General features: G+C 69.6%; 3 protein-coding genes. All 3 read right to left on the bottom strand.

The features are described 5' to 3' along the window. Nucleotides 1-153 precede the first annotated feature (153 nt). Nucleotides 154-3915, bottom strand: a complete 3762-nt coding sequence (locus tag ACFVX4_RS18765) for a S8 family serine peptidase (RefSeq protein WP_389978250.1) — start codon at nucleotides 3913-3915, stop codon at nucleotides 154-156. 140 nt (nucleotides 3916-4055) lie between these two features. Continuing rightward, nucleotides 4056-5207, bottom strand: coding sequence for an XdhC family protein (locus ACFVX4_RS18760; RefSeq protein WP_389978247.1), 1152 nt, complete (start codon nucleotides 5205-5207; stop codon nucleotides 4056-4058). Between the two features lie 112 nt (nucleotides 5208-5319). Next, complete coding sequence (locus ACFVX4_RS18755) at nucleotides 5320-6771, bottom strand: NCS2 family permease (RefSeq protein ID WP_389978244.1); 1452 nt, start codon at nucleotides 6769-6771, stop codon at nucleotides 5320-5322. Nucleotides 6772-6963: the final 192 nt, after the last annotated feature.

Genomic DNA, 6963 nt, shown 5'->3' with positions numbered 1-6963 from the left:
GGCCTGTGGTGGGGAGATTCTCTTTTCGCCTTTTGTCACCCCCCAGGGGGAGAAAAAAAAGAAAGTTTTTTCCAGGAAGGAGGGGGGAGGGGGGGCCCCCCCCCCCCCCCGGCGGGGGGGTTTTTCCCCGCCTCAAGAGCGAAGCTCAGCAGGTCACTTCAGGCCGAAGGCCCGGATGATCTCCTGGTCGACTCCCAGCCCGTCGGCCGCCTCGGCGTGCGCCTTGAGCGAAACGAAGGAGCCGGCCTTCTTCGGAGTCTTGAACCGGGCGGTCCAGGAACCGGCCGCGTCCTTGCGGAGCTGCACCGCGTCCCAGGTCTTCCCGTCGTCGTAGCTGACCGACAGCGAGGCCCCGGTGGCCTTCACGGCACCCTTCAGCCACTCCTGCGTACCGGAGGCGAGACCGACCTCGGTCCACTTGCCCGCCTTCACGTCACCGGCCAGGCCGGTGCCGACCCGGTAGTCCAGCTGAAGCATCGGGATGTCGGCCTGGAACGGTCCGTTCTCGTCCATGGCACCCGAGACGAAGTTCCACTCGGTGTGGGTGCGGGTGGACGTCTTCCACACGTCGCCGTCCCGGGCGGAGTCGAGGACGAAGCGGTACGGCAGCTTCTCGGGCGAGACGTCCCAGGCGAAGCCCGCCCGGCCCGCGGCCTTCTTGATCAGGGTGTCGCCCTGGTAGAAGGCCGTGGTGGTGGTGTCGTACTCGTCCTCCGGCATGGCGCCCGAGTGGCCCGCGCCCGAGTCCGTCCATGGGGTGAAGTTGTACTGGATGTCGTTGTAGACGGACCGGAACGGACCCCAGTAGCCGGTACCCAGACGCGGGCGGGCGATCGGTGCGAACCATTCGGCCGGGTAGGTGCGGCCGGCCGTGTAGTCCAGCTCGCCGCTGCGCATCTCCTGGGCGGAGTCCGTCCCCGTGGCGTTGAGGACCGAGTGGTTCTCGTACCAGAAGGAGGCTCCGGGAAGCGGGGTGACCCATTCGTCGCGGGTGCCGGGGAACTTCTCGTACTCCTCGAAGCCGATCCCCGGACCGTAGTCGGGGATGTCGTAGCGGTAGCCGCCGCCGAGCATGTCCTTGTGGCCGTAGAAGGTGTTCTCCACCTTCGCCAGCTGACGGACCGACGGGGCGTACTCCAGCGAGCGGTCCGGGACGACACCGTCGTGGCGGTCGACCAGGTCGTAGACGTAGCGGGCGAACTTCCGCTGGGCGATCGTCACCTTCGAGCCGCGCCGGGCCACGTCGATCAGCTTCTCGCCCGCGAGGCGCTGGACCGAGGCGACCGGGACGGCGGTCTCGGTTCCATAGGGGGCGTACGACTCCATCGCGACGCCGTCGCCGTCGTTGACGACAAAAAGCGCCTTGGCGCCCACGGCCACCGCGTTGGCGGCCCGGTCCTCGGGAGCGACCGCGTCACTGCGGCGGATGACGACCGCCTTGCCCTTGACGTCCAGGCCCTTGTAGTCGGCCACGGCACCGTTGCCCGCGAAGACGGCGGCGAGCTTCTGCGTGCTGTTCTCCGCGACCGGCGAACCGCCCTGCGCGGTCACCGGGACATCACAGCCGCCGGCCGTCAGGTCGATCAGCTTCTCGCCCTGCCGCCAGCGGGTCAGGAAGGAGAAGCTGCCCTGGGTGACCTTCTTGGTGGGGCTCGCCCACAACTGGTCGTACATCAGCGGGATCTGGTAGGCGTCGCGCTGGACGGTGCCGTCCGGTGCGGTACGTGCCATGTCATATCGCAGCTGCCTGGTCTCGGTCTCCTTCGGCGTCCGCACGGAGACCTTGCGGGCCTTGGACGCGTCGAGGGTGACCGTGGTCGCCTTGTCGAGGATGACCTCGGGGGCCGCGAGGAAGGCCAGGGCCTTCGAGTCGGCGCGGTCACCGGCGATGTCCGCCGCCGCCCAGGCGGTGTAGTTGCCCGGCGGCAGCCGCAGCGTGGTCTCGCCCGGGACCGCGACGGGTTGCAACTGCGGGTCGCCCAGCGCGCCGAGGACGACGGTGCCGTCCATCGGCTTGCCGTCGCGGTCGCGGAGCTTGAGCGTCAGGTCGTACAGCTCCTGCTCCTTGTTCAGGGCGAAGCCGGTGTGGGCGACGGTGGTGCCCGCCGCGTCCTTGGCAATGACCTGTCCGGAGAACTGGGTGTTGTTCGCGACCTTCGACGGGTCCAGCGAGAGCACGGCCTCGGCGGTGGAGCCGGCCGGGACGGTCAGCTGCTTCGTCGAGAGGGTGTAGGCATCGGCGTCCGTGTCCGTGGCCAGGTCGAGCGTGACGTCCTTCGCACCCGTGTTGCGGTAGGTGATCGTCCGCTCGGCGACCGGGTCGGACGGGGAGTGCGGCCAGTCGTACGAGGCGACCGCGACGGAGCCGGTGGCCTCGATCGTGGTGTCGACCGCCGCCTTCACATCGAGCCGGCCGGTGCCCTGCTGGTACGGGGTGTAGTCCGGGAGCTCCTTGGACGAGCTCATCAGCGTGTCCTTGATCCGCTGACCGGACCAGTCGGGGTGACGCTGCTTCAGAATTGCTGCGGCGCCCGCGACATGCGGGGTCGCCATCGACGTACCGGACATCGACTGGTACATCCCGTCGATGCCCGGCACCGACTGCGAGGCGGCCGCGTTGATGTCCACGCCCGGTGCGGAGAGGTCGGGCTTCAGACCGTAGGACCTGACCAGCGGGCCCATGGACGAGAAGTCCGCGCGGTTGTCCTTCTTGTCGACGGCGGCGATGGTGAGCGCCTTCTCCGCCGACCCGGGCGAGCCGATGGTGCCCGCTCCGTAGGCGTTGCCCGCGGCGATCACGAACAGCGGACCGCCGTCGGCGGAAAGGGCGTCGACGGCCTGGGACATGGGGTCGGAGCCGTCGTCCGGGATGCTGGAGCCGAGGCTCATCGAGACGACGTCGGCGCCTTCGGCCTTCGCCCACTCCATGGCTTCGATGATGCCGGAGTCGGCACCGGAGCCCTCGTCGCTGAGCACCTTGCCGATGATCAGGTCCGCGCCCGGGGCGACGCCCTTGTTGACGCCTTCGGAGGCAGCGCCGGAGCCCGCGATCGTGGAGGCGACGTGCGTGCCGTGGCCGTTCCGGTCGACGACCTCCTCGCCCGGCACGAAGCTCTTGGTCTCGAGGATGCGGTCCTTGACGTCCGGGTGCGTGGCGTCGATGCCGGTGTCCAGGACGGCGACCTTGGAGCCCTTGCCGTCGTATCCCTCGGCCCACGCCTGCGGGGCGTTGACCTGCGGCACGGAGTCCTTGAGTGCCGCCTCCGCACGGCCGTCGAGCCAGAGCTTGGCGATGCCGCCGTCCAGCGAACGGGCCGCGGGGGCACCGGCTATGCCGTTCCAGAAGGTGCGGGCGGTGTCCTTGCCGGTCTTCAGCGCGGCGCCGTGGATGCTCTCCAGGGTGCGGACCTTCTTGGCGCCACGCGGGGCGGCGGGCAGCGAACGGCCCTTGCCGGCCGGGTAGGTGGCGATCAGCGGAATGCCGCCCGACCTCTTGTCGTCGTACCCCATCTTCGCGAGGGCGGAGACATTGAACAGCCTGCGGTCCAGTTTCCCGGCCGCGAGCAGCCCGGTGGCCTCGTCGGGCAGTACATAGATGTCGTCGCCGGCCTGCTGGACATGCACCCCGCCGGTCGCGCCGTCGGGGCGGTCCACGGTGACGGTGTCCTGCTTGCCGACGCCGTCCATGTAGTGCACGACATCGCCCGTGAGCAGGGTGATGTCGTACTCCTTGACAGGGGCGGCGGCCTGGCGGTCGGCGGGCGGACGGAGCCCGCCCGAGGCGGCGGAAGCGAGGCCGGCTGCGGGAACCAGCGCACCGCTCACGAGGGCGACCGCGGTCGCCAACAGCAGTGCTCTGCGTCCCGCACGGGCGGATCTCGCCCGGCCGGAAGCGGAGGAAGGAGTAGAAGTCATGCTGCTGATCTACCGGCAAATGCATGGCTACGGTTGAGTTCACACCTGGCGTGAAGCCGCCGTGGCGGCAACCCGCCCGCAGCGGTCGGGGTCCGGAGGCCGGTTCAGGCCACAGATGTGATCACTCCGGTCGGGGTCGTTCAGGCCACGGATGTGATCACTCCGGTCGGCGGCCGGCCGGCCTCGTGATGGATCGGGGTGTGCGCACCCTTGAGCGGAACGCCGCTGCCGCCGCGCCGGTCGGCGACGATCTCCGCGGCGATCGACAGTGCGGTCTCCTCGGGGGTACGTGCTCCGAGGTCGAGGCCGATCGGCGAGTGGAGCCTGGCCAGTTCCAGCTCCGTGACGCCGACCTCGCGCAGCCGGTCGTTGCGCTCCAGGTGGGTGCGGCGCGACCCCATCGCCCCGACGTACGCGACCGGCAGCTTCAACGCCAGTTCCAGCAGCGGGACATCGAACTTGGCGTCGTGGGTGAGGACGCACAGGACGGTGCGCGTGTCGACGTCGGTCGCCGCGAGGTAGCGGTGCGGCCAGTCGACGACCAGCTCGTCGGCCTCGGGGAAGCGGGCCTTCGTGGCGAAGACCGGGCGAGCGTCGCACAATGTCACGTGGTACCCGAGGAACTTGCCCGCCCGGACAAGTGCCGAGGCGAAGTCGATGGCCCCGAAGACGATCATCCGGGGCGGTGGGACGCTCGATTCGACGAGCAGGGTGAGCGGTTGTCCGCAGCGCGAGCCGTCGGCGCCGATGACGACACCACCGGTGCGGCCCGCGTCGAGCATGGCGCGGGCGTCGGCGGCCGCGGTGCGGTCCAGTTCCGGATGTCCGCCGAGCCCGCCCTCGTACGAGCCGTCGGGGTGGACGAGCAGGGGGCGCCCGAGGAGTTCCACCGGCCCGTGGGTGATCCTGGCGAGGGCCGCTGCCGTCCCCCGTGCGGCGGCGGCGAACGCGGCGGCGAACACCGCCCGTGCGGGGTCGTCCGCACGGACCGGTGTCACCAGGATGTCGATGACGCCGCCACAGGTCAGTCCGACCGCGAAGGCGTCCTCGTCGCTGTAGCCGAACCGTTCGAGTACCGCGGTGCCGTCGTCCAGCGCCTGCCCGCACAGCTCGTACACCGCGCCCTCCACACACCCGCCGGATACGGATCCGATCGCCGTGCCGTCACGGTCGACGGCGAGCGCGGCTCCGGGCTGCCGGGGCGCGCTGCCGCCGACCGCCACGACGGTGGCCACGGCGAAGTCGCGTCCCTGCTCGACCCACCGGTTGAGCTCTTCGGCGATGTCCAGCATGGCGTTTCTCCTTCTACGGATGTGCGGAGGGGCGGGAGGGGCGGGAGGGGCGGGAGGGGCGGCTGCGGGAGGGTCCGGTGCGGACCGGCTGCGGTGCGGACCGGTTCCGGTGCTACTTGGCGCCGATCCAGCTCTCGATCGGGCTGAGCGCGAAGTACACGACGAACACGCCGGTCAGCACCCACATGAAGACGCCCACTTCACGGAACTTGCCCTGCGCCGCCTTGATCGCGGCGAAGGAGATCACCCCGGCGCCGACACCGGCGGTGATCGAGTAGGTGAACGGCATCAGCGCCACGGTCAGGAAGACCGGCACGGCGACGGAGCGGTCGCTCCAGTCGACATGACGGGCGTTCTGCATCATCATCGCGCCGATGACGACCAGTGCGGCGGCCGCGATCGGCCCCGGCACGATCTGGGCGAGCGGGGTGAAGAACAGTCCGGCGGCGAAGAGCACACCGGTGACGGCGGAGGACAGGCCGGTGCGGGCGCCCTCGCCGACGCCGGTCGCCGACTCTATGAAGACAGTCTGCCCGGACGCCCCTGAGACGCCGCCGATCGCGCCGCCCGCACCGTCGATGAACAGTGCCTTGGAGAGACCCGGCATCCGGCCCTTGCTGTCGGCGAGACCGGCCTCGGTACCGACACCGATGATGGTCGCCATCGCGTCGAAGAAGCCGGCCAGCACCAGGGTGAAGACGATCATGCCGACGGTCATGACACCGATGTCGCCCCAGCCGCCGAACTCGACATGGCCGAAGAGCCCGAAGTCGGGCATCGAGACCGCGCTGCCCTGCAGTTCGGGCGCGCTGCCGCCCCATGCCTTGGGGCTGATGTCGCCGACCGCGTTGACGATGACGGCGAGGACCGTGCCGACGACGATGCCGATCAGGATCGCGCCGGGCACATTGCGGGCCTGGAGCATGAAGATGAGCAGCAGGGTGACGCAGAAGAGCAGTACGGGCCAGCCGGCGAGCTGCCCGCCGACGCCGAGCGTGACGGGGGCGCCCTTGCCGACGAAACCGGCGTTGACCAGGCCGATCAGCGCGATGAACAGGCCGATGCCGATGGTGATGCCGTGCTTCAGGGCCAGTGGTATGGCGTTCATGATGATCTCGCGCAGCCCGGTGACGACCAGCAGCACGATCACGGCGCCGTACATCACGCACATGCCCATGGCCTGCGGCCAGGTCATGTGGGGTGCCACCTGGGTGGCGAGCACGCCGGAGACGGAGAGTCCCGCGGCGAGGGCGAGGGGCACCTTGCCGATGAAGCCCATCAGCAGGGTGGACACGGCGGCGGCCAGGGCGGTCGCCGTGATCAGCCCGGCGTGGCTGAGCCGGTGGCCCGCCGCGTCCGGCCCGGACAGCAGGAGCGGGTTGAGCAGAAGGATGTAACACATCGCCATGAAGGTGGTGATACCGCCGCGCACTTCGCGTGCGACGGTGGAGCCACGGTCGGAGATGTGGAAGTACCGGTCGAGCCAGGATCTTCCGGCGGGGACGCGCGAGCCTTGACCCGCGTCCTCCGCACTGGTCCTGGGCTCCACTGACTGCTGGGTCATGATGCCTGACTCCCAAGGTTCACAGGGGCACCCGCGATGAAGAATCGATATGCGGGATTTGGGATGACTGCGCTGGCGGCACGACCCGGGGGACGGCCCGAGGCGAACTGTTCATGCAGAGTGGAATGTGACGTGTGACGTGGTACATGTGCGGCGTCACCCGCACTACTGGTGCTGCGGTACTGCGGATGA

Origin of the sequence: Streptomyces sp. NPDC058240 (assembly GCF_042882135.1) — a bacterium.
Lineage (GTDB): Bacteria > Actinomycetota > Actinomycetes > Streptomycetales > Streptomycetaceae > Streptomyces.
This window is presented reverse-complemented; position numbering and strand designations above follow the sequence as displayed.

Bases quoted from the DNA above. Each gene is read 5' to 3' on its own strand.
- ACFVX4_RS18765 (WP_389978250.1), bottom strand. From the start codon at position 3,915: ATGACTTCTACTCCTTCCTCCGCTTCCGGCCGGGCGAGATCCGCCCGT.
- ACFVX4_RS18760 (WP_389978247.1), bottom strand. From the start codon at position 5,207: ATGCTGGACATCGCCGAAGAGCTCAACCGGTGGGTCGAGCAGGGACGC.
- ACFVX4_RS18755 (WP_389978244.1), bottom strand. From the start codon at position 6,771: ATGACCCAGCAGTCAGTGGAGCCCAGGACCAGTGCGGAGGACGCGGGT.